General features: G+C 49.0%; 27 protein-coding genes. 12 read left to right on the forward strand and 15 right to left on the reverse strand.

What is annotated here, in order from left to right:
* Window positions 1-24 precede the first annotated feature (24 nt).
* From K9W43_09040 to K9W43_09060, 5 genes are all read right to left on the reverse strand, one after another.
* The gene (locus K9W43_09040; protein MCF2137365.1) at window positions 25-1797 is read right to left on the reverse strand and encodes an alanine--tRNA ligase; all 1773 of its coding nucleotides are present in this window, start codon (window positions 1795-1797) and stop codon (window positions 25-27) included.
* 84 nt (window positions 1798-1881) lie between these two features.
* On the reverse strand, window positions 1882-2379 hold the full coding sequence (locus K9W43_09045; protein ID MCF2137366.1) for a hypothetical protein: 498 nt from the start codon (window positions 2377-2379) through the stop codon (window positions 1882-1884).
* A 203-nt stretch (window positions 2380-2582) separates the two neighbouring features.
* On the reverse strand, window positions 2583-3881 hold the full coding sequence (locus K9W43_09050; GenBank protein MCF2137367.1) for an anion permease: 1299 nt from the start codon (window positions 3879-3881) through the stop codon (window positions 2583-2585).
* 98 nt (window positions 3882-3979) lie between these two features.
* A complete protein-coding gene (locus tag K9W43_09055) occupies window positions 3980-5284 on the reverse strand; it encodes a hypothetical protein (GenBank protein ID MCF2137368.1) in 1305 nt (434 codons plus the stop codon).
* A 123-nt stretch (window positions 5285-5407) separates the two neighbouring features.
* On the reverse strand, window positions 5408-6313 hold the full coding sequence (locus K9W43_09060) for a metallophosphoesterase (protein ID MCF2137369.1): 906 nt from the start codon (window positions 6311-6313) through the stop codon (window positions 5408-5410).
* Window positions 6314-6483: 170 nt separating this feature from the next.
* Between K9W43_09060 and K9W43_09065 the strand changes: the two genes are divergently transcribed.
* A complete protein-coding gene (locus K9W43_09065) occupies window positions 6484-8130 on the forward strand; it encodes an FAD-binding oxidoreductase (GenBank protein ID MCF2137370.1) in 1647 nt (548 codons plus the stop codon).
* Here the strand turns inward: K9W43_09065 and K9W43_09070 are convergent.
* On the reverse strand, window positions 8117-8425 hold the full coding sequence (locus K9W43_09070) for a hypothetical protein (GenBank protein ID MCF2137371.1): 309 nt from the start codon (window positions 8423-8425) through the stop codon (window positions 8117-8119). The two genes, K9W43_09065 and K9W43_09070, sit on opposite strands and share 14 nt — an antisense overlap.
* A 215-nt stretch (window positions 8426-8640) precedes the next feature.
* On the opposite strand from K9W43_09070, the gene K9W43_09075 reads away from it, so the two are divergent.
* Window positions 8641-8973: a hypothetical protein gene (locus K9W43_09075; protein MCF2137372.1), complete on the forward strand. Its 333-nt coding sequence runs from the start codon at window positions 8641-8643 to the stop codon at window positions 8971-8973.
* Between the two features lie 150 nt (window positions 8974-9123).
* On the opposite strand, the gene K9W43_09080 is transcribed toward K9W43_09075, so the two are convergent.
* The 4 genes from K9W43_09080 to ahcY all read right to left on the reverse strand — a co-directional run bounded on the left by K9W43_09080 (window position 9124) and on the right by ahcY (window position 14565).
* Window positions 9124-11217, reverse strand: a complete 2094-nt coding sequence (locus K9W43_09080; protein MCF2137373.1) for a S8 family serine peptidase — start codon at window positions 11215-11217, stop codon at window positions 9124-9126.
* Window positions 11218-11391: 174 nt separating this feature from the next.
* Window positions 11392-12582 (reverse strand): winged helix-turn-helix domain-containing protein, encoded by a 1191-nt coding sequence (locus K9W43_09085; GenBank protein ID MCF2137374.1) that lies wholly within the window; start codon window positions 12580-12582, stop codon window positions 11392-11394.
* Between the two features lie 74 nt (window positions 12583-12656).
* Window positions 12657-13133, reverse strand: coding sequence for a hypothetical protein (locus K9W43_09090; protein MCF2137375.1), 477 nt, complete (start codon window positions 13131-13133; stop codon window positions 12657-12659).
* A 175-nt stretch (window positions 13134-13308) separates the two neighbouring features.
* Window positions 13309-14565: an adenosylhomocysteinase gene (gene ahcY, locus K9W43_09095; protein MCF2137376.1), complete on the reverse strand. Its 1257-nt coding sequence runs from the start codon at window positions 14563-14565 to the stop codon at window positions 13309-13311.
* Between the two features lie 76 nt (window positions 14566-14641).
* Here ahcY and K9W43_09100 point away from each other — a divergent pair, with 76 nt between their 5' ends.
* Entirely contained in the window at window positions 14642-15586 is a 945-nt protein-coding gene (locus tag K9W43_09100; GenBank protein MCF2137377.1) for an Lrp/AsnC family transcriptional regulator, read from the forward strand.
* A gap of 13 nt (window positions 15587-15599) precedes the next feature.
* Here the strand turns inward: K9W43_09100 and K9W43_09105 are convergent, their stop codons facing one another.
* Window positions 15600-16163: a DUF4184 family protein gene (locus K9W43_09105; GenBank protein ID MCF2137378.1), complete on the reverse strand. Its 564-nt coding sequence runs from the start codon at window positions 16161-16163 to the stop codon at window positions 15600-15602.
* A gap of 75 nt (window positions 16164-16238) precedes the next feature.
* Here K9W43_09105 and K9W43_09110 point away from each other — a divergent pair, with 75 nt between their 5' ends.
* From K9W43_09110 to K9W43_09140, 7 genes are all read left to right on the forward strand, one after another.
* Entirely contained in the window at window positions 16239-16757 is a 519-nt protein-coding gene (locus tag K9W43_09110; GenBank protein ID MCF2137379.1) for a gamma carbonic anhydrase family protein, read from the forward strand.
* A gap of 87 nt (window positions 16758-16844) precedes the next feature.
* Window positions 16845-17174 (forward strand): NADH-quinone oxidoreductase subunit A, encoded by a 330-nt coding sequence (gene ndhC / locus K9W43_09115; protein MCF2137380.1) that lies wholly within the window; start codon window positions 16845-16847, stop codon window positions 17172-17174.
* Between the two features lie 13 nt (window positions 17175-17187).
* Complete coding sequence (locus K9W43_09120; protein ID MCF2137381.1) at window positions 17188-17715, forward strand: NADH-quinone oxidoreductase subunit B family protein; 528 nt, start codon at window positions 17188-17190, stop codon at window positions 17713-17715.
* The gene (locus K9W43_09125; GenBank protein MCF2137382.1) at window positions 17712-18281 is read left to right on the forward strand and encodes an NADH-quinone oxidoreductase subunit C; all 570 of its coding nucleotides are present in this window, start codon (window positions 17712-17714) and stop codon (window positions 18279-18281) included. The genes K9W43_09120 and K9W43_09125 overlap by 4 nt, the downstream gene beginning before the upstream one ends.
* A gap of 1 nt (window position 18282) precedes the next feature.
* Window positions 18283-19512 carry a nickel-dependent hydrogenase large subunit gene (locus K9W43_09130; protein MCF2137383.1) on the forward strand — a complete coding sequence of 410 codons (1230 nt, stop codon included), beginning with the start codon at window positions 18283-18285 and terminating at the stop codon, window positions 19510-19512.
* A gap of 4 nt (window positions 19513-19516) precedes the next feature.
* Entirely contained in the window at window positions 19517-20608 is a 1092-nt protein-coding gene (locus K9W43_09135) for an NADH-quinone oxidoreductase subunit H (protein MCF2137384.1), read from the forward strand.
* A gap of 1 nt (window position 20609) precedes the next feature.
* Entirely contained in the window at window positions 20610-20981 is a 372-nt protein-coding gene (locus tag K9W43_09140) for a 4Fe-4S dicluster domain-containing protein (protein ID MCF2137385.1), read from the forward strand.
* A gap of 124 nt (window positions 20982-21105) precedes the next feature.
* Here the strand turns inward: K9W43_09140 and K9W43_09145 are convergent, their stop codons facing one another.
* From K9W43_09145 to K9W43_09160, 4 genes are read right to left on the reverse strand one after another with little or no spacing between them, the layout of a single operon-like run.
* Window positions 21106-21669, reverse strand: coding sequence for a 2-oxoacid:acceptor oxidoreductase family protein (locus K9W43_09145; GenBank protein ID MCF2137386.1), 564 nt, complete (start codon window positions 21667-21669; stop codon window positions 21106-21108).
* A 5-nt stretch (window positions 21670-21674) separates the two neighbouring features.
* Window positions 21675-22529 carry a thiamine pyrophosphate-dependent enzyme gene (locus K9W43_09150; GenBank protein ID MCF2137387.1) on the reverse strand — a complete coding sequence of 285 codons (855 nt, stop codon included), beginning with the start codon at window positions 22527-22529 and terminating at the stop codon, window positions 21675-21677.
* Window positions 22529-23659: a 2-oxoacid:acceptor oxidoreductase subunit alpha gene (locus K9W43_09155; protein ID MCF2137388.1), complete on the reverse strand. Its 1131-nt coding sequence runs from the start codon at window positions 23657-23659 to the stop codon at window positions 22529-22531. Before K9W43_09155 ends, K9W43_09150 begins: the two co-directional genes overlap by 1 nt.
* Window positions 23659-24003 carry a 4Fe-4S binding protein gene (locus K9W43_09160; GenBank protein ID MCF2137389.1) on the reverse strand — a complete coding sequence of 115 codons (345 nt, stop codon included), beginning with the start codon at window positions 24001-24003 and terminating at the stop codon, window positions 23659-23661. The genes K9W43_09155 and K9W43_09160 overlap by 1 nt, the downstream gene beginning before the upstream one ends.
* A 212-nt stretch (window positions 24004-24215) precedes the next feature.
* Here K9W43_09160 and K9W43_09165 point away from each other — a divergent pair, with 212 nt between their 5' ends.
* A complete protein-coding gene (locus K9W43_09165; GenBank protein ID MCF2137390.1) occupies window positions 24216-24686 on the forward strand; it encodes a helix-turn-helix domain-containing protein in 471 nt (156 codons plus the stop codon).
* Entirely contained in the window at window positions 24683-25696 is a 1014-nt protein-coding gene (locus tag K9W43_09170; protein ID MCF2137391.1) for a hypothetical protein, read from the forward strand. The genes K9W43_09165 and K9W43_09170 overlap by 4 nt, the downstream gene beginning before the upstream one ends.
* Window positions 25697-25707: the final 11 nt, after the last annotated feature.

Genomic DNA, 25707 nt, shown 5'->3' on the forward strand with positions numbered 1-25707 from the left:
AGGTGGGGAGTAGGGCGCAGAGGCTCATTCCAAGATCGCCTTAATTCGTATCAGTCCTGCTCCGATCTTCTTTTGCTTGATTATTTTGAAGTGCCCTAGTTCTCCTGTTCTCTGGACATGTGGTCCTCCACAGACCTCTTTGCTAAAGTCGCCCATGGAATAGACCGAAACCTCGTCACCATAGGTCTCCTTGAAAAAGGCAAGAGCTCCACTGGCAATCGCGTCTTCATATTTCATGAACTCTCGCTTGACCTCAAGGTCTTGTTTAATCGCGTCATTGACCAGGTCTTCAACCTGTTGCACCTCTTCTGGTGTCAACTTACGTGGGAAGGTGAAGTCGAACCTGAGCCGTTCCTTTGTGATATTGCTTCCCATCTGTCTGACGCTCTCTCCTAGAACTCTTCGCAGGGCCTCCTGTAAGAGATGCGTCGCCGAGTGAAGCTTGGTGATCTCTTCGCTATGGTCTGCAAGGCCTCCCTTGAACTTGCCCTGTGTGGCAGTCCGTGATTTCTCACGATGATGCTCGAACTCTTGTCGAAACTCCTCCATGTCTATCTTGATGCCCTTCTCCTCGGCCATCTCCCGAGTGATCTCAAGAGGGAGACCATAACTGGTGAAGAGAAGAAATGCATCCTTGCCTGTGACGGTGCTGGTCTCATCTATGACTCGTTGTAGTTTCCTCATGGCCTTTTTCAGAGAGTTGCGGAACTTGCGTTCCTCGTCGGCGAGGTTCTTCATGATGAACTCGCGGTTGCGTTCGGTCTCCTCATAGACATCTTTGTACATCTGAATGACAACTTCGGCCAGTTCTTGCAGAACGCCGCTCGTGATATTTAATTTCTCGGCACTGAGAATTGCCTTGCGCAGGAGTCTTCGTACAACATACCCCTGTTCGACATTCGATGGTGAGATTCTTCGATCATCGGCCATGATCATGACTGCCGATTTGACATGGTCTGCGATCACTCTGCATCGGATGTTGTCCTCCTCACTGAACTGTTCTATTGGAGAGAGGCTCTTGATCTTCTTGATAAGAGGAATAAAGCTCTCAGTATCATAGACCGTTGAGACCCCCTGCAACATCGCGGCTGTCCGTTCGACCCCCATTCCTGTGTCCACATTTCTCTGTTTGAGTGGTTCGTACTTGCCGTCCTCTCGTTTATTGTATTCCATGAACACGTCATTCCATACCTCTACATAGTGCCCACAACTGCATCCGGGTCTACAGTCTGGTCCACACTTGGGAATATCATCCACTTCAATGAACATCTCGGTACATGGGCCACATGGTCCTGTCGTGCCAGCAGGCCCCCACCAGTTGTCTTCTTTTGGGAGGTAATAGATGCGTTCCTTTGGGATACCCACACTCTCCCAGATCTCTGCGGATTCGGTGTCTCGCGGAGCATCATCATCACCCGTAAAGACCGTGACGGAGAGTTTCTTTGCATCAAGACCCAACCATTCTTTTGAGGTGAGGAACTCAAAGCTCCAACTGATCGCCTCTTTTTTCCAGTAATCGCCAAGGCTCCAGTTACCAAGCATCTCAAAGAATGTCAGGTGCGTGGTATCACCCACGCTATCGATGTCGGTTGTCCGAATGCACTTCTGGCAATTTGCAAGACGTTTCCCCTTTGGGTGAGGTTCTCCCAGAAGAAATGGGACCAGCGGATGCATTCCCGCAGTGGTAAAGAGAACGGTCGGATCATTCTCAGGAAGAAGCGACGCGGAGGGAATGATTGCATGGCCTCGCTGTTTGAAGAACTCGAGGTATTTCTTGCGTAGTTCATTGATCTTCATCAGGTATCACCAGAAGTTGCAACTTGACGGTCACAATCTGTTATCTGATTTTAACGGTTTCGAAGAGGCGTGTCACTGATGAGCCTATTCAAGTAAGAGGCCCGTCGGTGTCAGTCGGTACCGTACTAATACCTCCCCCAACCATGGAAATCTCTCTCGCCAATCAAGAAACCTGTCATTCGTGAGAATCGCAGATCCTCGTTTTCGTGCGAGCTGAATGATGACCAGATCGTCATTCTGACCTCTAGCGGTTTCGATGATCTCTCCTGTGTCGATCATCTCTCTCAGAGTGTCCGGTCTGTCAATCTTGTGTTTTAATGCCGCAGAGACGACTATTATCGGAGTGTACCCACTGTTCTGGAGGCTCCGTCGGGCATTGATTAGATTTCGAAGCCGGGGCTTGCCTCCCGCGGTCAGGTAGAATGCAATATTGTTGCCATCGACAATTAGTTCTTTGAAACGCTTTCGTACTGCTTGTTGTTTCTGAGGCCTCCCACGAGCACGGCATCTTCTGACATGCTCATCTATCTCATCACGACTGAACAGTCGATCGCAATATGGGCAATGGACTCTTTTCGGCAAGACACTAATTCCTTCTCATAGAGGTTACTTGGCCCGTGTACATATTACATAAGAAGGCTCGTAATTTTAATTATTCTATCAATCGAAAGATAAAATAAGATATGATTACACTATGTAACTGGCGTCACCGGATTCCATGTCACCTCCTCCCGGCGGTATTGGATCTTTCTTCGGAGGCGCCACTTGTGTTCGTCCTTCTTTTCTTACACAAAGAACGAGATGAATAGCAGCCATGCTGTTCCGATGGCCAGATGGATGATGGCCAGAGTCGTAGCGATCTTTGCAAAGCTGGCCAGTGTGATCGGTCTGTGTTCCACCTCTGCAAGTGCAATGACAAGAAGGTTGGCGGGGGCACCAATCGGTAAGAGATAGCCTCCCACATTTACTGCAAGAATTAACACTGCTGGCAGGACTGGTGTGACTGTTGCGAACTGAACTGCGAGTGGAGCCAGTACTACTGAGACCGGAATGTTATCGATCACGGCCGAGAGTCCTGCTGGAATCCAGATCAGAAAGAGGATTGCTGTTGTCACATCGCCCCCGATGATAGTCCCGACCGCAGCCCCAATATCGTCAATGACTCCCGTAATGTCAAGTGCTGCTACCAGTCCAAAGATGCCGACGAGGAAAAAGACCGTCCCCCAGCCTACTCTTCTCAGAATGTTGTCCACGTATTCTCGTGAGACCAGTAGCATGAAGAATGCAATAATGATGGCGATCATGGCTGGTTCTGCGCCCATACTGGTCCCGACCGTGAATCCAAATACTAAGACCAGTATTGCAACTATTGACATGTAGAAATCATTGCGCGAACGGATCATGTACTCGGGGTCAATGAGAAGCATCTGGTTGATGAGGTCATCAGGTCCCGGTACTAACTGGTTTTCAAAGACCTTGAGTAAGATCGGAATGGTCACTAACAGCAGAATGATCGCAAGTGGCATGAGCAGTAGAAAGAGGAAGGATGCACTGAGACCCGTCTTGTCTGCAATGACAAGGTTGGGCACAGCACCAACGATAGAGGGAATCGAGGCAAAGTTGCAGACGATTGCCTCACTTATGAGAAATGGTCTAAAGTCCAGTTCAAGCGCATTGCACACCTCGATCGTTAGTGGTGCAATGATGAGAATGGTCGAGACCGTGTCGAAAAAGAGCGATATGGCAAAGACAAAGACGTTGAATATCACAAAGAGCCTACGCGGGTTTCCCTCTGTCGGTTTAGAAATCGATATTGCAATGTACTGAAACATCCCAGAAGAGCTGGCGACAGCAACGATGATCATCATGGCTGTGATGAATAAGATGGTGTGCCACTCGATGTGTTCGACAAGCTGTTCAAAGGGGGCCCCCTGTGTGGGATCCGCTGTATTTGCAATCCAAAGGATGAGTCCCACAACGCCCATGCCTGTCATAGCCATTGCAGTCCTATTGACCTTCTCACTTGAGATCAGAAGGTACGTCCCTACGAATACGAGAAGAATTGGTCCCGCAATTGGCTCCAAAGTGGCCTCCTCCTAGATATGATGGCATATTCTAGTGTGTATGAGATACTGCTAATTTATGATATTAATCTCTCTCTTCCGTCATACCTAGTTCGTCGCTAGCCCATTAATACCATAATTCCCAAGAGCCATACAGTTCCGATAGCAAGATGGATCAGTCCCAATGCAGTACCGATCTTGGCGAAATCGCTGAATGGTATGTGTTCGTGTTCTTTTTCGGCGAATCCCATTGCGACCATGTTTGCAGGAGAACCAAGAGGTGTGAACAGGTACCCCCCAATATTGACTGCAAAGACAAGGGCAAGAGGAAGAACGGGGCTCAACACAGAGAAGTCTCTGGCAATGGGTGCAAGAACGGCCGAGACCGGTAGATTGTCGAGGAATGCGGATAACATCGCAGGGATCCAGATGAGAAAGACCGTTGCAAAGATTGCATTGTCACCGATAATGGTGCCAATTGCCGCGCCAAGATCATTGATGAGACCTGTAACCTCAAGGGCAACCACAAGGCCGAAGAGGCCTACAAGAAAGAACACGGTGTCCCAGCCAACATCTCTGAGAAACTCGTTGGCTCTCTCATGTGCCATCAGCAGGAGAATTGAGGCGACCAGTAATGCCACTAAGGGCGGCTCAATATGTAATGTCGGTCCAAGTGCGAACCCGATTACCAGACCCGCAATCGCTGCGATTGCCGCATAGAAATCACGCTCAGACCGAATCATGTGGGTTGGATCGATATCGAAGACCGCTTCTACTCGATATGCCTCAGTAGTACCAAAAGACTTGGCGTACCAACGAGTCATGATCGGCAGGCTGACAGCAAGGAGAATGATTGCAAGAGGCATGAATACAATGAACAGAAACCCCGGATCGAGCCCTGTTTCCCCGGCAATGACCAGATTGGGCACAGCACCTACAATCGAGGGAATCGAGGCAAAGTTGCAGGTCAAGGACTCGGAAACAAGAAATGGTTTGAAATCTATCTCTAATGCCTTACACACCTCGATGGTGAGAGGGGCCATGATCAGCATGGTCGAGGTTGTATCAAAGAAGAGCGAGATGCCAAATGTGAATATGATAAACGTCTGAAAGAGTGCCTTATGATCCCCACCACTAGGTTTAGAGAGTTGGAGTGCAATATACTGAAACATCCCCGACGCTCCGGCAACACCCACGATAATCATCATGGCCATGACGAACAGAATTGTTGACCACGAAACATGAACTGCCAGTTCATCGAAGGCGATGCCGCCCTCGATGCCCATCTCGTAACCGGCCCAGAGGACCATTCCTACAATGGCCATTCCTAATAGCGACATGGCAGTCCTATTGACTTTTTCAGTGGATATGATTGCATACGTGCTGATGAAGATAATGAGGACGGCTATTCCAAGTTCATTCATGTTGGCACCAACGGTTTCCTCTATCTATTAATTCCTCAACATTGTCGCTATAGATGAGTTGTTATTGTCGTCTAAAAATTCCCTGCTTCATTAATCTGTCGAAAATTATTAATTTAACCGCACCTATCGTGCTGTGCGATATGGTATCCCCTCACAGATGTCTCCCTTTACGAAGTCTCTGATGTTGACGGCCCCGTCTTGGACCTCGATGTCTGCAACAGCCTTTTTGACGAATGCCTCAAGCTCGTCACCAGTTGGTCTACAGTAGCCTATTGGCACGGTTATTGCAGTGATGGGGCCTTTCCGGATCATATTTCTGACATGGCTGTGCCCCGAGATTGTGAGGATGACCCGTTCATCCTGTAGGAGGATCTCTCCGGTGGTGACCGATCCCATATACGCACTAAAGAAGTCCCATGGCAATCTGTACTTGTATATGGTCAATTCCCTGAATGGCAAGTGATGTGATACATAGACTACCTGCTTGACGGAGTTTGAGAGTATTGAGAGGTCGTACTTTATTTTTTTATTGAATAGGTCCGTGATCTCTTTGTCTGACAATTCCCAGTCCAAGTTGAAGACATCAAACCAAGTGGCCCCATTATACTCTTTGCGCTGATAGGTCTCTTCTGGGATTGCGAGTTCCGGACGTGCAAATGAATAATCCGACCACCCCATGCTCCCCACAAATCCAATACTGTCGAGCTCATAGGGCTCGTCCGGCAGATACTGGAAGCCTCTCTTTCTGCAAATTGCTCCGATCGCCTTTGCATATTTCTCCATGGAACTTATTGCAGGGTCTTTTTCGAACCAGACATCGTGATTGCCGGGAACATAGAGGTTGGGGATGCCCTCGATCCGTAATTTTGTCAGCGAATCTTCAAGTATGGACAAATGATGGCTTAGATCGCCAGCTATGATAAAGACATCAGGTTCCAAGCTCATGACACGATGTCGTATTGCATTCAGTAATGGATCATCAGCCCCATCTGATAGAACATGAATATCTGAGACCGCGGCAATTCTCACTATCCTCACCAAGAGTTCCGTGTACTGGCCTTGACTTATAGCTGATATTAAGGTAGCGTGTTATCGACGTCTATTATTGCACCGCCTCTCAAAGAGGCTGATGTTTGCGACCCGAAACTTGATATTTGAGCTGGCCTTCGATTTTTCTGTTATACTGCGGTGATGTACCTATGACGAATAATATTCAGGCGGAGGCTTCTCCTGAAGCTGATCTCTCTGAAGTCAAGACCGTGACTAATTCTGCAGAGATCACTGACACTTATGCATTATATCTTGATGACGAATCGCATTCTTTTGATGGCAAGGCTGACGCACTCATGTTCCCTGTGTCCGAGGTCGAGGTCGCCACCATTCTCAGGAATGCTCATGCCAAAGGTCAACCAGTTACTATCCAAGGTAACCGTACTGGTCTGACTGGTGGTGCAGTTCCACTGAGTGGAATCGCCATCAATCTTGAGAAGATGAATGATCTTCTCTATATGGACTATGACTCAGAACGCAACATCTATACGATTGCTGCGGAGCCTGGTGTTCTCCTTGAGGATCTGGTCAAGGCTGTAAACACCAAGAGTCTAAACGTGCTCCGTGGTAAAGGGACTCCACAGCAACAGGAAGTGCTAGAGCGTTTCTTGAACGAGCCAGCAGAGTATACCTTCCCGGTGGATCCCACGGAGACCAGCGCCTTCATAGGTGGTATCACTGCCTGTAATGCCTCTGGTGCACGGACTTTCAAGTATGGCGCAGTTCGTGACTGGGTGACTCGTATTCGTGTTGTGTTGATGAACGGTGATGTTCTTGATATTGAACGAGGAAAGGTCTTTGCGAAGGATGGTGCCTTCTCAATAACTCTCAGTGATGGTACTGCACTTGACCTGAAGATCCCCTCCTACAATATGCCTTCAACCAAGAATGCAGCTGGTCTCTTTGCAAGACCTGACATGGACCTGATTGACCTCTTTATCGGGTCTGAGGGGATTCTTGGTGTGATCACTCTTGTTGAACTTGGGCTCATGACCTTGCCTGAAAATATAATGACCGTCATGGCCTTCTTCCCGAGTGAAGATGATGCCGTCGGTTTTGTCTACGACATCCGCGGAAAAGACTCTCCCATCCAGATGGAGTTTCTTGAATACTTTGGACCAAACGCATTGAAGATTATCCGTGAAAAGGCAAGCAGTGCTGGGATCACAGTTCCTGCGCTCACGGATTCTACGCAGGCCATCGTCTTCTTCGAGTTCGCCTACACCGAGGCCGACATGGAAGAAAAGGTCATGGCTCTCGAGGAAGTTCTCAACGTTCATAACTCGTCATCCGAGTCTAGCTGGGCTGGACTTGATCGGACCGAACTTGAGAAGATGAAGACTGTTCGTCACTTTATTCCTGAGACCATTAATGGTATCATTGCTCAACGGAAGCAGGAGTATCATCAAGTTCACAAGATCGGTACAGACATGGCGGTTCCTGATGAGGCGCTTCGTGATTATCTCAAGTTCTATAGACAGGTTCTTGAGGAACAGGGTATGGAGTATGTGGTCTTCGGGCATATTGGTAACAACCACCTTCATGTCAACATGCTCCCACGGAATAATGAAGAGGTGGAGCAGGGTATGGAGAACTATCGTATCTTTGCAAAGAAGGCCGTGGAGCTTGGTGGCACAGTTGCTGCTGAGCATGGTATTGGTAAGCTAAAACGCGAGTTTCTCGTCATCATGTATGGTGAGGCTGGGATTAAAGAGATGCAGAATGTGAAACGTGTGCTTGATCCCAAATGGCTTCTTAACCGTGGTAACGTGGTTGATATTCCTACTGACCTGTAAGCTCCGACTTGGTGGTTTCGCCCGAGTCCACCACCCCTCTCTTTTTTACTTCTTCTTTGACCTGTTTCATCTTTTCGCAGAGGTCTGGTTCCTCCTTGCATAAAAGTGGCATGTCTTTGACGCCAAACGATTTCCAGAACTCCTCGATGGCCTGTTCGAACGGGAGTCCTCCGCCCTCTGGCTTGGGCTGCAAGAACTCCGCCATCAATGATGCGAGGGACTCGACACTCCTCTTGCGTATCTTTACACGAGTCCAAAAATCACATTTTCTTCCTCTGCAAGGTCCCTTGACCATTACACACCAAGCCATTGGTCACCACCAAGCTATCATTGCCCCGATTTGAACTCTGGTCTTAAGCGTTCCTCTCTGGTACCATTTCCCTCTGTTGGTGGTGCTATTGCTAAGGTCGTATATCAGCAGGCAAACTATATATCCCGTTGTAGATAGGTGCTATGATACCTCAATATCCGATTTAATCCCCCTTCTACCGCATGCAGGAGAAAAGATTAGTGACCCCCATAGATGCAATGAGAGAGGCCTGTCGTTACCTTAGGGACCTCATCGAACAAGATGCTGATTGCGAGAGCATCGGCCGAGCACAGAAAGCATTCCTCGCGACTGTTAGGGAGGCAATGGTGGCCTACAAGAATGGTGAGATAAAGGTGGATCTACGGAGTCTCCCCGAGGTCATGTACGATTTTGTCATGAACGACCTGCCAGACCTCTGCGTCGCTAACCGGGAGACCCTTCTTCGATCACTACAGAAGATTAAGCTCTTTCTAAATACCATGGACCTTGTGATCAAACCTACTGAGGTGGCAAGTTTGGGAACCGAGGTATGATACCTGCTTGTGAGCGAGTCATGAGCAATGATCTCATGAACAGGCGAAGGTTGTTTCTTTGCTCTGTTAAAACTCCGGTTCTGAGGAAAGAAAAAGAGAAGTACAGAGACCGGAGTGAATCACCGGCCTCTGTGAGGCAAGAGACTACTACTATGGGACCGACAATGTCTCTGAAGTCTCTGCATTATCACCTGAGCTGTATGTGTATCCGGACTTGACAAGATTCGTGACAGTCGAGGTGTAGGTTCCTGCATCTCCGTACTGATAGACGAACGTGACCGCCCCATCAGTTCCTGTGTCCGCGTTGCCTGTGGAATGGGAACTATCCGGTAATGTCATGTCCAGATATACGGTGACACCTGATAGTGCACTGCCAGCGGAGTCATGGACTGTGACCTTTGTGTAGACATCATACCATGTCCAGATCCAGAAGCCCTTCTTCTCGTACCACATGTCAATTGCAGCCACATGCATGGTATTCTCGCCGAGTGTTGTGGCACTGGCCGGGTCGGACTTCTCACCCTCATTGCTTGAGGTGTCAACTGCTGAGACCTCGTAGGTATAGGTGGTCTCTGGGGACAGGCCCGTATCGGTGTAGGTCGTACTGGTGGTCTCTGCAATCTTGACGCCATCACGATAGACATTGTAGTGGTCAAGGTCGGACTCGGAGTTGGCGTTCCATGTCAGTTTGATCTCCGTCTGGGAGAGCGGGTCTGCATTTAGACCAGTGACTTTGGCTGGTGGGGTCGTGTCAGGCGGGGCCTCATCTGTTGTGGCACTGGCCGGGTCGGACTTCTCGCCCTCATTGTTTGAGGTGTCAACTGCTGAGACCTCATAGGTATAGGTGGTCTCTGGGGACAGGCCTGTGTCGGTGTAGGTCGTACTGGTGGTCTCCGCGATCTTAGTGCCATCACGGTAGACATTGTAGTGGTCAAGGTCGGACTCGGAGTTGGCATTCCATGTCAGTTTGATCTCTGTATGGGAAAGGGTCTCAGTGGTCAGTCCAGTCACCTTAGCTGGTGGTGTCGTATCGGGGGGCGTACCACCTGCATTATCAACTGCTGCTTTTGCATTGACCTCGCCATATCCGAAATACTTGTCCCAACCGGAACTGCCTAGATCTATAGAAGTGGTGTGGAGAATGTCTCGTACTTCAGCCGGCGTGAGATCCGGATTGGCACTGAGAATGAGTGCAACGACTCCTGCAACCATTGGTGTTGCCATTGAGGTGCCGCTCATCGTGTCATAGTTCTTGCTGTGACCACCGTACCACCAGTAGTTTAGAGTGACAGTGTACGTAGGCATTGTGCTATAGATGTCAACACCAGGGGCGACTACTTCCTGTTCTGGACCGTAGTTGCTAAAGTCTGCAAGGTTGTGACTGGAGTCAATAGCGCCTACTGCAATTGCATTATCGTATGCTGCCGGATAAGAGATTGACTCTTTGCCATCATTACCTGAGGCGGCAACAACAACAATGCCTGCATCGTATGCACGATTTATTGCATCATTAAATGCCGAATCAAAGCCGCCTCCACCGAGGCTCATTGAAATGACATCCATGTTATGATCGATAGCCCAATCAATTCCAGCAATGATATCACTTGTAGATCCTGAACCATATGCGTCTAGGACTCTCACGGCGTAGATGGATGCCTTTGGTGCAACACCAATTACACCATCACCATTGTCCTCGGCAGCAACAATCCCTGCACAGTGAGTGCCATGGCCATTTTGGTCCTTCGGATCCGAATCGTCATCCACAAAGTCGTACCCACCTTTGTAGACCGCATCAAGATCGGGATGTGTGTAATCAATACCTGTGTCAAGAATGGCTACGTTCACGCCTGTGCCTGCCACATTTCCTGGGACGACATCCACAGCGTCTTCAGCGCCACCCCAGACCTGTTCGGCATCCACATCATCCACACCCCAGTCTAGAGTGTCTTGATACATGGTCACCTCATGATCAAGTTGGATCGACGAGACAAACCATGCAGCTTTTAACATATTATAAACTGCGATTGGCATTCGTCCCGCAATACCATTCAGGTGCTTGTATTCATGAATGATGTTTATCCCTTGGAGATTGACATCCACTCCTGGTCTGAACATCACTATTGCGTTCACAACTCTCTGGTCTTGAATGCCGCCATTTCTCATAGTGAAAACGGCCGCATTTGATAGAAGTAGTATCGAAACCAGCACGATTGTGGACAGTACTGCTCTCTCTCGTATTCTCATATGCTCATCACCATTGTCCTGCATTACTGCAAGACTGCAACTCTAGAACTCACTTGTCCTAGAGCAACGCTGGTGCATAATTCACAAACTGGTATTTAAGTAGATTGGGAAAATCTGCAAAATCGGTGAGATCCTCTTCTCTTGTTTGCCAACTTTGAGTTTTTTCCCAGTTCATTAGTCCAGCACGGTCATTGGATCATGAAGTACGTATTGCTCATCTGCGCGCCAGCCCGTCTGAGGACTCCAGTTCTCGTGATAGAAGAAGTATGTAAATGACGCATCCAGTTGTAGTTGGAATATCTGGATGTTATTGGCATGCTCCCAGAAGAATTCAGAGAGTTCAGGTGCGAACGATGGTGGCGTTGTGGTAAACAATACAAACTTGTGGCCATCGGAGGTGCCCTTTGACTCGAAGGGCATGTACTCTGATTGAAGGAACCAGTGGAAGGTCTTTGGATTCAGTTCATCATTGTCTTTGAACTCACCGACCATCAATTGTGGATATGTGAGGTCGAAGACCGATCGGTCATAGTAGAGAATGTCTATCGGTGCAAAGTGTTCTCTGATTCTGTCAACCCTTCGTGAGATCGTTGTAGGATCCTTGTCGTATACTTTTCCTAAAAGTTTGAAGCTCGGTCGGGCATTGACTGTCAATTCACGAAGCAGCATTAGGTCAAGTTCATCGAATTTGGCCTTGGTAGAGATTTTGATCTCGGGCGGGTCCTCGGGCGGGCAGTTCTTGACGAACTCAGCCCACATCGTTTCGAGTCTACTGAGCCTATTTCCAATACCCGATTTCTTGCCGTACTCGATCTCCCACCGGTTGGTTTCGGCATTCCACCTCTGGAGGTCTGCTCCTCCTTCTGATGTGTACTTTGATTCCACAAGAAGATAATCTGTACACAGACCTTTGTGTTTGATCTCGGCATACAATTTTCTGATCAGAGGATTTGCTGCTGGGGGAACATCAAATTGTGTATAGAGAGCTGCCCCATCCCCAAATGCGACTACTCGATAGTGTGTGTGGGGGTGTGCATCACAGAGTTTCTTCAGCTTGTCCAGTTCTTGGCATGAGTTAATCCCAGTGAAAATAACATGATGGCGTATCAGTCCAAGTTTACTTGGAAGATATGCACTTTCGGCCTCAGATTGTCCTCTCTCTCCCAAGAGGGGGATTTTCACCTTTCGATCAGGTCTGAGAACGCCTTTTTCTTTGAGTGTTTGAAGTCGTAGACGAACAGTTTCCGGTGCAACCCCGACCTTTTCTGCTATCTTTGCATTACTGAGAGATGGGTTCTGATCTAGTATAAGAATTATTTTATAATCCTTGGAGTCCAGACTGCCAGTTGTTCTCATCGAGGCCATTGGTTTGCTTCTCTCCCCTATTTTGTTAGCACCTCTGAGTATTGCTGTTAAAGATGTTCTTTACAACAATAGACTCAATATACTCCAAACGTTGGTTTTCCGCCTTCGCTTCCACCCGGCGGATCGAATGTATATTGTGCAGAGTCAGTTGCTTGATAAGGGGTATACAGGAGTGCTGATACATACACTGTGTAATCTCCGGATTCGGTCGCATGATCAAAGAATAGATTATGCGTAACTACTTCATCCGTAATGGCTACCATATACACGAGGTATGAATAATTAGTTCCTGAAGGGAGTTGCAATGTTATTAAATAATATACTTCATAGTAGGGATTGTTTCCCAGTTCGAAGTAAAGAACCACATAGACATCATCATTACGATAGTTCCCATCCAGATCGCAGTATGTTGCAAACGAGATTGTCACATTTATTGATGGTCCATTTGTGGGTGCAGCTTTCACGGGAGGTGTCATTGACATCATCGCCATGAGGGCTAAAACCAAGATTCCCGCCATCGCCCGGGTCTTGAGGCTAGGCGTCTTGAACATTCTCTCTCTCATCTTAAAACAAGACCTCTCTATTTAGATGATGCCTATTATAACAAGCTTGCTATATATTGGTTTTGGCTAAATCTGCACTGCCACTTTTCAAAAAAAATGTAGGCCGAGGCCACTCGGTATTTGGCCCGGCTGATACAATTAGCTCCAAGTGTGCTATATTGTCTTAGGTACCTTCGGCATAGGCATGAGCGTACGCCTCTTGTTCCTTTGTCCATTTGTCAATGTTGATGCCCATAGTCTCAAGTTTCATGAGGGCGGTCTCTTTGTCAAGTTCCTCTGGAAACTCGTAGACTGCTGGCTTGAGATCCTTTCCATGTTTTGCGAGCCAGAGCATTGCATTGAGCTGGCCTGCAAAGCTAAGATCCATGACCTCACTCGGGTGACCGCTTGCCGCAACAAGGTTTACGAGCCTACCTTCTGCAAGGAGATACAATATACGCCCATCTTTGAGAGTGAACTCTTCAAGCGCATGGCGAACTCGTCGTCGGTTAGTGCTTAGCTCGATAAGATCTTGTTCATTGATCTCAACGTTATAATGGCCCGAATTACCAAGGATTGCACCATTCTTCATGACTTCCATGTGTTCTCTTGTGATGACATCTTTCATACCTGTGGCTGTGATGAAGAGATCTCCTTCTTTTGCAGCCTCGGACATAGGCATGACCCTGTAACCATCCATTCTCGCCTGAAGTGCACGCACTGGGTTCACCTCTGTGACGACCACGTCAGCACCAAGACCTTTTGCGCGCATGGCGAGACCTCGACCGCAGTAGCCATAGCCCCCAATGACCACAGTCTTTCCAGCAATGAGGATCTCTGAGGCCCTCAAGACTCCGTCAAAAGAACTCTGTCCTGTCCCATAGACGTTATCGAACATGTGTTTCGTGTCGGCATCATTGACTGCCATGATCGGGTACTTTAGTACTCCATCCTCTGCCATTGCTCTGATTCTGACGACGCCAGTAGTGGTCTCTTCTGAGCCACCATAGAGGTTGGGGATCAGCTCTGTGTGCTTGTTGTGCAGTGTGAAGATCAGGTCTGCACCATCGTCCAGTGTCAGATTGGGTTCCATTTTGAGGGTCTGATCTATACACCAGTAGTATTCTTCCGTGTTCAGGCCATTCCATGCAAAGACGGGAACATCATTTGCGGCCAGTGCTGCTGCTACCTTGTCGTTTGTTGAGAGCGGATTACATCCTGACCAGGCCACCTCCGCTCCTAATGCGCGAAGTGATTCCACAAGTACGGCGGTCTCCTTTGTCACATGAAGGCACCCTGCGACTCGGAATCCCTTGAGAGGCTTCTTGTCAGCATATTTCTTTCGTAGATGCATCAAGACGGGCATATGCTTCTCGGCATAGTCGATTAGCATCCTGCCTTCTTCTGCAAGTCCAATATCTTTGACCTTGTATTCTACCATGAGTCTACACCACGACCTCTCTAAGGGAGCACTTATATGAATCCTTCATCACAGAGCGGAATCAATTGCACAAATAATGGTGAAATCTGTGCATGTTATTACAACGACGGAACAACGACTCTTGCTGCTGCTTTTGCATAATTCACGGGCAGGGGCAGTTGCTCTTGCACGGGATCTCTCAAAGAGTAGAAACTGGGTCACTCGTACTCTTCGTCAATTGACCAAGGACAATGTTGTCCGTGCATACACAACCGTGCTTGACCCATTACAGGCATATTCTGAACGAAGCACGATTCTTCTGATCAAGACCAATCCGCGAGAGCTCGGGGTGAGTCGGGCACTTCTTGAGATGCCTGGGCTTGAGTCATTAGATGGGGTCTCTGGAGAGTATTCACTCCTCGGACTGTTCAGGTTCCGGAGTGCTGATGCATTTGAGACCTTTCTCAATATGGTTGACAGTACAATTGCGCAGTCCGGATCCAAGACGTACGAGTTAGTGCAGGTCCTTACAACATACAAGACCAAGGGCTTTATTGTTCACACCCACAAGGCCTCAGAAGTACATCTCACTCCGAAGGACTGGGCGCTACTTGATATCATTCGGCGCCACGTGCCCTCTGAGTCCAATCCCTTTCCGATGTCGCAGCTGGAGATTGGGCGACGAATGGCTCCACCATTGAGCCAACCCGCAGTATCAAAGGCAATGACACGACTTGAGGAATCGGGCATTATTCTCGGATATTCGATAGACCTGCTATTCATCCATATTGGTCTGCCTATCAAGTTCTTTCTAGAGATCAAGCCTGCTCCCGGTAGCATAGCAGAGACCGCCCATGTAGTTGCTGAGATGAATGAGGTATGGGATCTCCACCGGACAAGTGAGTCGTTCAGCCTGTTTGCCACAGTGCGCTGTAGCAGCATACTGCACTATAATCAATTTCTCCGTCGGCTCTATGAGAACTCGAACATCATTGATACGCGCTCGCAGATCTCACTGGAGGAGTGGTTCATTCCTGTCTGAGGTTCTTGTCTGATTATTCGAGATTCGCCCAGATTCTGGTCCATAGTTTCTCTCTGCGATGAACGTACAGAATGATGAGCCACATGGGGATGAGGATCATATCGTATAGCAGAGCTGCGTACCTGTAACCTGCTGAAAGATCCCCCTGTCCAAAGAAGACCAATAGTGGTCCCGGGAGAGCATATGGACTTATCCACGGCCAGAACAGGGGATTGAATGGATGCATTGGGAAATCAAGAAGCAAGTGTGATAGTATTCCAAGGGCACATGCGAGGACCAGTAGTGGTGTGATCCTGCATTGCTCCGAGAGGTCGTTCCTGTCAACCTTGAATATCGTTGTGATGATTGGTGTGTACAGGTATCGTGTCACAATGACTGCTAGAAGCAAACCGATGGTGAACGCACCTATGAGACTGTGCAAGAGCAGATGATCGGGAAGGCTCGGAAAGAAGATGACAAGAATTGGGACTTCAACATCTGGGATCACCGCTCCCACGACAAGTGCTGGAAGGGGGAGTCGTCTGAAGGCTCTCTTCATGATATACGCAGCCGGATAATGAAGTGGAGTGAGCGGCATGTGATTACACCTCTGAGTTGGTTGTGGCAATAACCTTAAGGCCTGTAAGATGGCTTTTTTGGTCGGTGTTGAGATTTGGGACTCTACCGTTTTAGAGACAAGTTTCCGAAAGTCCATTCTGATGCATATATCTCGCCTCGTGCCTCATTGATCGGTGATGTCGAGGTTGATGCTGAATCGTCCATCTGGGAATTTGCTGTTCTTCGAGGTGACATGAACGAGATACGCATTGGGAAAGGCACCTCTATTCAGGACAATGCTTCCGTCCATACGACCTTTGATAATGGGGCTTATGTTGGTGACTACGTGACGGCAGGTCACAATTGTGTGATTCATGCCTGTGAGATCGGCGATAATTGTCTAATCGGGATTGGCTCCATCATACTGACAGGCGCCAAGATCGGTGAAGGTAGCGTTATTGGTGCAGGTGCCGTTGTCACAGAGGGGACTGTGATCCCACCACACTCACTAGTGTTGGGTATCCCCGGGAAGGTCGTGAAAGAAGTTCCCGAGAATATGATGGCCGAGTTTCTGCTCGGTGCCAAGTCCTACATCGAGCTAGGCAAGATCTACCGTTCTCAGGAAGACATGTGAGAGCGGTTGTGCAAGCAGTCCTCAACCAGCAAGCATATTAGGGCTATCTGATGGCGCTCGCTCGTATTCAGCAGGACGTGGATTGGTATGACCCTCATACTCGGTTTCATATTGGTGCTCGGATTGAGTTTTCTCTTTGCAGGCCTACTTCTACTGCTGGGGCGCTCGGTCGCTCCACCTGCACGACAGACAGGTGCAGCAGTGGAGGCATATGCCTGTGGAGAACCAAGTTTTCTGGGTGGAAAGGTGCAATTTCACCTTCAACTCTTCAACTACGCCCTATACTTCATGCTCTTTGACATTATTGGGTTCATGTTGTTTCTCTCGTGGTCAAACCCAGGTATCGTGGTGATCGCATATCTACTGATCGCACTGGTCGCGGCCGCGTATGTGTCACTGACCCCAACTAACGAATAAGGAGGAATCACGAGTGGGATTTTTCAAACGACTGGCTGATAAGGCCAAAGTCAAATCGCCATGGGTCTTTCACTTCAATAGTGGAAGCTGTAATGGTTGTGACATCGAGATTATTGCAGCTCTGATGCCTCGTCTGGATCTCGAACGGTTTGGTGTGAAACTGGTGGGTAGTCCGCGGCATGCAGACATCATGCTGGCTACTGGTCCGGTCACAGAACAGATCAAGCCTCGCCTCCAGCGCATCTACGAACAAATGCCAGAGCCGAAATATGTTGTGGCCATCGGTTCCTGTGCATGTAGTGGTGGTGTCTTCAGAGGCGGCTACAATGTTCTTGGTGGTATCGATCAAGCCATCCCCGTGACAGCCTATGTCCCCGGGTGTCCACCAAAACCATCTGCTATCATGTATGGTGCTTACCAGCTTCTTCAGGTTCTTGCAGAATTAATGGGGGTTGCCCCCAAAGAATTAGCTCCTGATTTTGAAGAGCCAGCTCCCCCAACGGAGAGTACTACTGAGAATACGGAGGCTGTTCATGCATGAGTGGTACTGAATCAGCAATTCCTGAATACAGACCAGCAGAACGTGACGAGTCGCACAAGAAGGAGTATGCACTACTTGACACGATCCTACGAGATCAACCTGATGCGGTTGTAGCCGAAGAGTGTTATGTACACGTACAGCCTCGTCGGGTCTTCATTAGGGTGCACCCCGAGAAGCTACGTGATTTTATTGTGTATATGCAGAATACGCATGATATGTGGCAGTTTAGCACACTCTCAGGTCGTGATCTTGGGGACGACCTTCAAGCGAACTATCACTTTTTCTTGAACGCACAACGGATAGCCGTCACTATCCGACTTAATGTACCACGGGACCATCCGGAGTATCCGTCTATCACGGATCTTGTACCGGGTGCGGAATTTGTTGAGAACGAGCTTCGGGAACTATTTGGCATCTTCCCAGTTGGACATCCGAATGTGCGGCGATGCGAGTTACCCGAGAACTGGCCCTCAGAAGAGTATCCGCTTCGTAAGGACTGGGCCGACCCACGAGGATTGATGAAGCGGTCAAAGACCGTCGGCCCCAAGCCAAAGGAGGAACTGTAACATGACCAGTGCCGATGAAAAACGGATTGTTATCCCCCCACGTGTCACGATTCCTATTGGCCCCCAGCATCCCGCGCTCAAGGAGCCTGGAATGTTCAAGCTCACCGTTGAGGGTGAGTACATTGTGGATGCCGAGGTCAATATCGGTTACAACCATCGTGGTATTGAGAAACTTGCAGAAACAAATTCCCATATACAAAATCTGTATCTTCTGGCTCGAATCTGTGGGATCTGTTCAGCCACCCATAATGGTAACTACGCCCAAGCAGTCGAGGCTGCTGCGGAGATTGAGATTCCCGAACGCGCAAAGTTCATTCGCACTCTCGTCTGGGAACTGGAGCGAATTCACTCTCATACGCTCTGGCTCGGTGTAGCGTTCCACGAGGTTGGTTTTGATACGGCCTTCATGTATACGTGGCGAGATCGTGAGGTCGTCATGGATATGTTGGAGGACATCTCTGGCAACCGGGTCAATTATGACATGAATACTCCTGGTGGTGTTCGTCGTGATATCCCTGATGAGCTCGTTCCAAAGTTGCTCCGTGGTCTTGACAAGCTTGAGGAACGAATGATATACTACCGTGATGTGGCCATTCACGAGAAGACGTTCTGGGATCGGGCTGCTGATGTTGGGCTTCTTGAGACCGACATTGCCAAGAAGACTGGGGCTGTTGGTCCTACTGCAAGGGGGAGCAATGTGCCAGTCGATGTTCGCTTTAATGATCCCACTCAGGCATATCCCTATCTACTTGATACGGGCGACTTTGAGATCGTCCTCAACGATCGTTGTGATGTGGCTGGGCGTACGATAGTTCGTATCGTCGAGACTATCGAATCGATTAAAATGAGCCGGTGGCTTCTCGAGAACCTACCCGGCGGGTCAATCCGTGAGCGGGTTCGCCCCAGGATTCAACCAAATGAGGTCCTCTCTCGCTATGAGGCGCCACGTGGTGAGGTTATCCACTTCCTAGTGACCAATGGAACCGATAAGCCTGAGCGGATTAAGGTGCGCGCACCCACCCACGCTAACTGGGTTTCAATGGCACATACCCTGCGCGGGAACTATCTTGCGGATGCGCCGATCATCTTGGCCGCGATTGACCCATGTTACAGTTGTACGGATAGAGTAGCGGTCATCGACGCAAGTGACGAATCAATAGAGCTTGTACCACTGGATGTGCTTCGCGTCCGCTCGAACAAATGGTACAATGAGCATTCGAGGAGCGAGTGATAAAATGCAGACAATAGTAGATCAGTTCATAGGCCTGCTCGTCCAAGGTCTTTGGATTCTTATCTTCCCAGGTATCTTCTTCATCACCTTCTTGGCCCTCTTATGGGAATGGATCGATCGTAAGGTGTACGCGCGTTTGCAGAACCGTGTTGGGCCACTCCATACTGGCTGGAAGGGTATCCTTCAACCATTGATGGACTTCTTCAAGCTACTTGGAAAAGAAGACCTGACCCCTGAAAAGGCCGACAGAAGAGGATTTGCAGCAGTTCCAGTTGTCATGTTGGTCTTGTCACTAGTGCTGTGCATGTTCCTCCCCATCGTTGACATGAACCCCTCTGTTCCGGGTGTCCAAGGGATTCTCAGTTTTGAGGGCGACCTGATCATTATCCTGTTCATCAGCACCCTGATGGCATTTGTCATCATTCTTGCAGGGTACTTCAGCTCAAATCCCTATGGTCAGACTGGTGCTGCTCGTACAGGTATGCTCTTGGTCAGCTTCGAGATCCCCCTCATTCTTGCACTCATTGTTCCGGCATTTTTGACGGGGAGTCTTGCGCTGAGCACGATCCTATACAGGATTACTCAGTTGAGCCCTGCATATGCTTGGCTACTCGTTCTGCCATTTGTCATCTATCTGATCGCAGCTCAGGCAGAACTGGAACGCATCCCCTTTGATGTGAGTCATGCTGAGGTCGAGATCGTTCACGGGTGGCAGGTTGAGTTCAGCGGCAAGAAGCTTGCATTCATCCATCTTGCAGAGGATGTCCTGCTTGTCTTCAGTGCTGGACTGGCAACCACGCTCTTTCTTGGAGGGCCATACCTGTTGGAGTTCATCCCCCTGAGTATGTTCTCGGTTGACTTTGCCACCTTGGCTGCAACCACTTGGGTGGGCTGGCTCTACTATCCATTGGTCTTTATGTTCAAGTCGGCAATAATCGTCATTATTCTCTCCAACATGCGAACGGTCTTTGCACGATGGAGAATCGATCAGATTGTCCGGTATGGCTGGAAGGTCATGGTACCACTTGCACTCGTTTCTCTCATGGTAGTTCAGGTGGCTATAGTATACGTGTTTCCGTTATTGGGAGTGATCTAAGATGCCTCGACTAGGTAAAATGCAAAAAGAGCTGATGAAGAGCGCTCACTCGAAGGCTGCAACAGTCATCTATCCCTTTACTAAAGAGGGTCTCAATATTCCTAAGGGCCTCCGAGGAAAGTGGTCTTATGCGGAGCCGGAGAAATGTACGGGCTGCAAGATCTGTGAACGAGTCTGTCCATCAGGAGCTATCGAGATGATTGAGTGTCGTCCTGATGATTTCAAGACCAAGACTGGTGTCCGACCAATCTGTCACTTTGACCGTTGCATCCTATGTGCGCAGTGTGTCGAGTCTTGTCCCCGAAATGTTCTCAGGCTCGATGAAGAGTATGAGATGGCATTTCTGAGTCGTAGTGATATGGTCATCTACTAATCATACACGTAGAAACCGATGGGCCGCTACATGCGGCCTCACTCTTCTTTTTCTTTTCACAATCACTCGTTCAAGAGATCTCTGTAAATACAACTCTATCATCACGTGCTGATTGCTTTGGTGTCTATTTGCCACCGCTGGTGAGTGCAGCCTCTCCTGCCTTCATTCCAAGATCAAGAGCAAGAAGGTTCGTCTTGACGAAACGTGGCCAGCGTTCCTCGATTCGTTTTCTGAGTCCTTCAACGGAGATCGCCTTTGTTATCACAGCAAACGCACCCAGCATGACAACGTTTGTGGCCTGTTTGGTTCCTATCTCTTTCTCTGCAATTCGGGTGGCCGGAATCTTGTAGGTCTTTACTCCCTCTGGCAAGTCCCCTTCGATCTCGACAAGATCCTCATCTATTATGAGAACCCCATTCTCCTTGAGACCATCCTTGTATGAGAGATAGGCTGCCCTGCTCATTGCGATGAAGACATCGGGATTTTGTACTTTGGGATAATCAATCTCAGCTTCTCCATCCATGACCACCTCGCTCTTGCTTGCACCGCCACGAGCCTCTGGGCCATATGACTGGGTCTGTACCACATACTTTCCATCGAACAGTGCGGCGGTTTCGCCCATCACAACGGCCATGGTCACAACACCCTGCCCTCCAAAACCGCCAATACGGATCTCATATCTTGTCATCCACTTCACTTCCTCTTCTGCTGCTGCATCTTTGCCTGTGCTTCCCGAAGAACTTCTGTATATTCCGGTTTCTCGATATCCACGAACTCACCGCATACGATACGTGAGTTGTATTCCAATTCAGCCTCATGAGGTGGTAGGCCGTTCTGAATATCTGCAACTTCCAATAGGTGCCTGTGCATAGCAACACCATCTCCGAGCTGATTGCTGCGGCCGTACGAAGTTGGGCAGGCCCCAACGATCTCGATGAACGAGAATCCCTTGTGGGCAATGCCTCGTTCAATGGATCTTGTGGCCCGTCTTACTTGGACCGCGGTCCATCGTGCGACAAAGGTCGCTCCTGAAGATGCTGCAAGCTTGACGAGATTAAATGGCCACTCAATATCTCCAAGTGGGCGTGGGCTTGTCTGTGTGTATCTACCGTGTTCGGTTGTTGGTCCAAACTGGCCCCCTGTCATTCCATAGTTGAAATTGTTCACACAGACGACTGTGATGTCGATGTTTCTTCTGCAGGCATGGATGAGGTGATTGCCACCGATTGCTGCAATATCTCCATCGCCTGACACAACAATGACCTCAAGTTCGGGATTGGCGATCTTGAGGCCCTCTGCAAAAGCGATTGACCTGCCATGGGTGGTGTGGAATGTGCCTGTCTTGAAATAACCTGACACTCTTCCGGTGCAACCGATACCTGATACGATGGCGATCTTTTCAAAGTCAATATCGAGCTTCTCAATAGCTCTGGCGATCATGTTGGTCACAATACCAATAGAACATCCCGGGCAATAGATCCATGGAAGCCTATCGGTTCTCATGTACTTGGCCATTGGATGGGTCAGAACTTTCTCAGCAGCAGTCATTACGCAACCTCCTTTATCACATCAAAGATCTCGTGTGGCAGTTGTGGCATCCCCGCAGGTTTTGCCATTAAGCGTACGGGTGTAGTACCAGTATACGCTCGCACCATATGATACACCTGACCGAGATTCTGTTCAGCAACAATGATCTGTTTGACCTCACCAGCCAAGTCCATGATGGTCTTCTCTGGGAACGGCCAGACGGTCTTAAGACGGAGCAACCCTACTTTGATTCCTTCCTCACGTGCCATTCGGATAGCTCTCTTTGCACTTCTTGATGGTGTACCATATGCGATGACTGCAATGTCTGCATCATCAAGTTGGAATCGTTCTAAGTCAATAATCTTGTCAGAATTCTTACGGATCTTATCACTCAGTCTTGTGATTAATTCGATCTGAATGTGTTCCTTGTCTGAGGGATATCCTCTCTCATCATGGGTCAGGCCTGTTGCATAGAATTGATAGCCCGACCCGAATGTTGCCATTGGGGGGACGAGATCCTCATCTGCCTTGAATGGGAGGTACTCCTCCGGGCTGACCGTAGGCTTCTTTCGTGAGACTATCTTCAAGTCTTTCTCATCAGGAATGACGAGGCGTTCTCGCATATGCCCTACAGTCTCATCTGCTAAGACGAAGACCGGGACCCGATATTGTTCGGCCAAATTAAAGGCCTGTACGGTCTGATCGAACATCTCCTGCACAGAGGCTGGGGTCAGGGCTATGATCTGGTAGTCCCCATGACTACCCCATTTGGCTTGCATGACATCACCCTGTTGGCCACGTGTTGGCTGACCTGTACTTGGCCCGCCTCGCATGATATTCACGATTACAAGTGGGGTCTCGGTCATTACTGCAAGACCGACGGCCTCCTGCATGAGGCTGATCCCCGGTCCTGATGTGGCCGTCATGGCCTTCGTTCCGGTCCATGATGCTCCAATCACACTGGTTATGGAGGCAATCTCATCCTCATATTGAACATAAGCACCCCCCAGCTCGGGCATTCTTCGAGACATCCATTCTGCTATCTCTGTTGCAGGGGTGATTGGGTATCCCCCAAAATATCTGCATCCCGCACTGAGGGCTCCCTCTGCGCAGGCTACATCGCCCATGGTGAACATGATACGTTCTGGCATTATTTTGCCTCCTTTTTCTCAGCCTCGAACTCTGGTATTATTGTCCCTTCTTCAAGCGCGCCCTTCTCATAGGCCTCCCTTGCCTCATCCCGGTCGGCAAGGAATATTGCCATGTCTGGGCAAATTCGCTCGCAGAATTCACAATTTACACATGCCTCAATATCACATGCATCAACAGGATGGTATCCCTTTCTGTTGTATTTTGTCATGTCGAGACAGAGTACATTCTTCGGGCAGAACTCAACGCAGAGTCCACATTGTTTGCATTGTTCCTGTAAGATCACTAGGACCTTCTCTCTTTGTCTGGGCGGTTTTGGCGTTATTGGCTTGCGCACAGATGACATCGCTAATTACTCCTTGCCCACCACGACGGTCGGCTGCCGTGTCGGAGTGTGGGAGCAGTTATGCGGCGGCTGCGCCACCGGCACCCATCGCAGAATCCCACCGCTATAAGAGCGTTACTTTGGTGGCTTGCTCCTGACTCAGTTAGTAACAGCGAGAGTTAAGTATATCTTCCGTTCTAGGACATTATGGCGTTCACAGTGGAGTGATCATCTTGTCTGACGAGGCATCCCTAGAGGACTTGGCAAAGGCACTCAAAGGCAAGACCCTCCAAGTCTACTGGTACATGTTACGCCATCCTGTCCCGATGACTGCTCGGGAGATTCAACGTGGGACACGCCTCTCAAGCCCTTCCCTCTCAATGCACCATCTAGAACGCCTCAAGAATCTTGGTCTTGTTGATAAGGACGTTCATGGGCAGTACACTATTCGACGAGATGTCCGGGTCGGAGTATTGAATCTCTTTGTAGGCCGGGGTCGTCTGATGGTCCCCCGTTATCTCTTCTATGCCACCTTTTATACTTCCATCACCGCCTCTCTGCTCACAGTGGCAATTTTGACGAACAGTATTACCAATTGGCTCTCGGTCACGCTCATAATTATTCTTCTCTCACTTGATGTTCTTCTCTGGACCGAGACACTGAGAATATGGCGCGAACAACCATTTCCGGAGGGTGAGGAATGAGTTCTAAAAATAGAACTATCAAGAGACATGGTATTATCCGACTTTGCAAGAATAATGACATATTCGAGGCAAGATCGATGAAACATGTCTTGCTCTTGACAGCAATTGCCCTTCTTCTCATAATGCACCCACTAGTTGTGACTCCGCATCTCACCTCGGTCGCTCTTGCCCCCGCCTCTCCACATAGTGTGCCACTTGAGACCTCAGCTGGCAACCCGAATGTGTCGCTCACCTTCACATCGTTATGGAACTCCACTCCGACTGTTGTCCATGCTGGTGACAGAATATCCGGGGATCATATTGTCTTGCACTCACGCTGGGTTCCTAATACAACCATCAGCATGAGCATAATCTCGGTCAATGCCACAGTTGTCCCCAAGGCGATATCCGCACAGAATAACTCGGCCGAGGTCTCCATTGATACTCGGCTGTTGGGGAACAATTTCACCTGCCAAATCAATATGACCGCTATTCTTGCTAACGGATCGGTCATCACCTCCTTGCTTGAGAATGTATTTTTGGGGAACTTTTTCACGCCCACAGTCCAAGTGATTACCCCAAATGGTGGTGAGGTCTGGCACGGACTGAACAATATTACTTGGGTCGCCTCTGACAAAAACTCTGACGAGACCCTGACCTATGATGTTTTTGTATCGTCCGATGGAGGTCTCACACTAATGCTTCTGACCTCTGACTTGAATCGGACGTGGTATCTCTGGAACTGCTCGCCGTTCACAAGAAGTAGCACCTATATCATTGCAGTACGTGTGTCTGATGGGATCTATTCCTCTATGGATATGTCCGATGATGTCTTCACGGCTGGCGATATTGTGACGACCACAACAACCACATCCACAACCACTACAAGTTCGACTACAGCGACAACTACAACAACAGCTCTCCCGACTTTGCGATTGGAGGGGCCGATTGTGACTTTTCTGTTAGCGTCTCTTATCTCAAGTGTGGCAATGGCTCTGTTTGTGTACTATAGCGCGAAGCGTTGGGTGTGATCACAGCACTG

The organism is Candidatus Thorarchaeota archaeon (assembly GCA_021498125.1).
Classification (GTDB): Archaea; Asgardarchaeota; Thorarchaeia; order Thorarchaeales; family Thorarchaeaceae; genus B65-G9.